The organism is Streptomyces phytophilus, from assembly GCF_013870535.1.
Classification (GTDB): domain Bacteria; phylum Actinomycetota; class Actinomycetes; order Streptomycetales; family Streptomycetaceae; genus Streptomyces; species Streptomyces phytophilus.
On record NZ_JACBXC010000772.1, the window covers coordinates 1 to 2,914 of the forward strand.

General features: G+C 71.8%; 3 protein-coding genes. 2 read left to right on the forward strand and 1 reads right to left on the reverse strand.

Going from position 1 to position 2,914, the window contains the following annotated elements:
- Positions 1 to 16: 16 nt before the first annotated feature.
- Positions 17 to 1,297: an ABC transporter substrate-binding protein gene (locus tag H5J30_RS25005; RefSeq protein WP_181789616.1), complete on the reverse strand. Its 1,281-nt coding sequence runs from the start codon at positions 1,295 to 1,297 to the stop codon at positions 17 to 19.
- A 256-nt stretch (positions 1,298 to 1,553) separates the two neighbouring features.
- Here H5J30_RS25005 and H5J30_RS25010 point away from each other — a divergent pair, with 256 nt between their 5' ends.
- Together H5J30_RS25010 and H5J30_RS25015 are read left to right on the forward strand one after the other, a co-directional pair.
- Complete coding sequence (locus H5J30_RS25010; RefSeq protein ID WP_181789617.1) at positions 1,554 to 2,492, forward strand: SIS domain-containing protein; 939 nt, start codon at positions 1,554 to 1,556, stop codon at positions 2,490 to 2,492.
- 169 nt (positions 2,493 to 2,661) lie between these two features.
- The coding region (locus H5J30_RS25015; RefSeq protein WP_181789618.1) for an ROK family protein at positions 2,662 to 2,914 on the forward strand (253 nt) is incomplete at its 3' end.

The following is a 2,914-nucleotide window of genomic DNA, read 5'->3' on the forward strand; positions in this document are numbered from 1 at the left end:
GCGGCCGTACGGGCGGTCACTCCTCCGTCGAGGACGCCGACTCCGCGATGCTCTGCAGGTTCGTCAGCACCCGCTCCGGCGGCTCGCCGCCCGACTCGGCCGCCTTGCCTATCTGCTTCTTCAGCTCCGCGTTCACCCGGGCCCACGACGTCTTGTTGTCCGGGTAGAAGACGGCGCTCTGCAGCTGGTCCAGGAACGGCTGCAGGTCCTGGCGGCCCTGGCTCAGCTTCTCGACCCCGGAGATCGTCGTCGGCAGCAGGTCGTAGCGCTGCGCGAACTTCAGCACGTTGGTGTCGTCGAAGAGGACGTCGAGGAACTTGCCGATCTCGGAGCGGTGGCCGTTGGCCTTGAACGCCATGATCCAGTCGGCGACGCCCATCGTCGACTCCGAGGGCCCGTCGCGGCCGGGCAGCTTCAGGGCGATGCCGAAGTCGACCTTCTCCCGCCGCAGGTCCTGCATCAGCGTGGGGTGACCGAAGATCATGCCGACGTCGCCCTTGACGAAGTCGGCGAAGGCGGTACGCCTGTTGGTCTCGGACGGCGCGGCGTAGGTGAGGCCCGCGCCGACGAGGTTGTCGCGTATCCAGTTGAAGGTGTGGATGTTCTGCTCGGAGTCGATCGTGTAGCTGCCGACGTCGTCCGTGTACGCGCCGCCGCCGCTGATCATCCACATCAGCGTCTCGCCCTGGGCCTCCTCGGGCCCGAGCGGGAGCGCGTACGGGACCTTCACGCCGGTGTCCTTGAGCGCCTGCGCGACATCGAGCAGCTCGTCCCAGTCCTTGGGCGCGTCCCCGGGGTCCGTCTCCAGGCCGGCCGCCTCGAAGAGCGACTTGTTGTAGAACAGCAGCCGCGAGCTGGAGACGAACGGCATGCCGTACTGGACGCGGTTGACCTCGCCGGCGGCGGCGAGGCTGGGCACGAAGTTCGCCTGGGTGGGGATGGAGAGCAGCTGGTCGGTGCTGTAGAGCATGTCGCGGGAGCTGTACTCCGCGTACGGGCCCATCTGCGCGATGTCCGGCGGGTTGCCGTCCTTGACCATCTTGTCGACCTTGGCGTCGATGTCCTCCCACGGGATGATCTCGATGTCGACCGAGATGCCCGGGGTGTCGTTGGAGAACTTCGCCGCCAGCTGCTCCCAGTAGCGCCGGGCGGTGTCGGACTCGCCCGTGCCGTACTCCGCGGCCACCAGCTTCAGCGTGACATCGCCGCCGCCGCTGCCGTCACCGCACGCGCTCAGCGGTAGGGCCGCCGCTCCCGCGGCACCGGCTGCCGCCTTCAGAAATCCACGCCGCTGCACAGCTTTAGCCCACCTCGTACAGAATCATCTGAGGGGGCGAGTCTGACCGGAACGCCCCTCCCAGGTCTACACCAGATGGATATCACTTCCGTAACCACGTCCCCTTCCTGCCATTGCCGCACGGGGTACCGGGCTGATAGGGAGGCGGCGAGCTGAACCGCACATCAACGCGCGCGGAACAGCACGAAAGCGCGCACGATCGCAACGACGCGCGTGGCGCCGAACGTACCCGCGCACAACCAGGGAGCCGCACCTCATGGCAGCCGCCGAACCGTCCCGCACCGCCGCCGAGATAGCCACCCAGCCGAGCTGCTGGCGCCGAGCCCGGCAGGAGGCGGAGACCGTCCCAGGACTGCCGCGGCCCGGGGAGAGGGTCGCGGTGGTCGGCTGCGGCACGTCGTGGTTCATGGCGCAGGCGTACGCCGCGCTGCGCGAGGCCGCGGGGCAGGGGCACACGGACGCCTACGCCGCCTCGGAGTTCCCGGCCGGGCGGCGGTACGACCGGATGGTGGCGATCACGCGGTCCGGGACGACGACCGAGGTGCTGGACCTGCTGGCGGCGGTACGGGACGGGGCCGCCGGAACGGCGACCACAGCGCTCACGGCGGACGCCGGGACCCCGGTCGCCTCGGCCGCGGACGAGCTGGTCACGCTGGCGTACGCGGACGAGGAGTCGGTGGTGCAGACCCGGTTCGCGACGACGGCGCTGGCGCTGCTGCGCGCCGGTCTCGAACTGCACGGGAAGCCGGCGGCGGGTGTGAAGTCCGTCACCGACGCGGCGGTGGACGCGGAGTTGGCGGTGACGCAGCCGCTGCCGGCGGCACTGGCGGCGGCGGTGCAGTGGACGTTCCTGGGCCGGGGCTGGACCTGCGGTCTCGCGGCGGAGGCGGCGCTGAAGATGCGCGAGGCGGCCGGTGCGTGGACGGAGAGCTACCCGGCGATGGAGTACCGGCACGGGCCGATGGCGATCACCGGCCCCGGCCGCGCGGTCTGGCACTTCGGCGAGCTGCCGGAGGGGCTGGCGGCGGACGTGGGCCGGGTGGGCGGCCACCTGAGCGCGGGGTCGACGGCGCGGGGGCTCGACCCGATGGCGGACCTGGTACGGGCGCAGCGGCTCGCGGTGGCCGTGGCGGAGGCGAAGGGCTACGACCCGGACCGGCCGCGGAACCTGACGCGCAGCGTCGTCCTGCGGTAGGGCGTGCGGCACGGCGGCCAGTGGGGCGGCCAGTGGGGCGGCCAGTGGGGCGGGGCGCGGGCGGCGTCGGGGGCGTCCACGGGGGTACTTAGCCGGATACCGGGGGAAACCGGACGCGTCATCGCGACTGGACTAGACCTCTCGCCTCTTTACGGGCGAGACTGTCCCCGTGAGACACGTCATCGCCCTGGATGTGGGCGGCACCGGCATGAAAGCCGCCCTCGTCGGGGCGGACGGCGCGCTGCTCCACGAGTCGCGCCGGGCGACCCCGCGCGAGGCGGGCGCCGAGGCCGTCGTCGCCGCCGTGCTCGACTTCGCCGCCGAGCTGCGGGACACCGGCGCGGAGAAGTACGGCGAACCTGCCGCCGCGGCCGGCGTCGCGGTGCCCGGGATCGTGGACGACGCCGAGGGCGTCGCGGTGT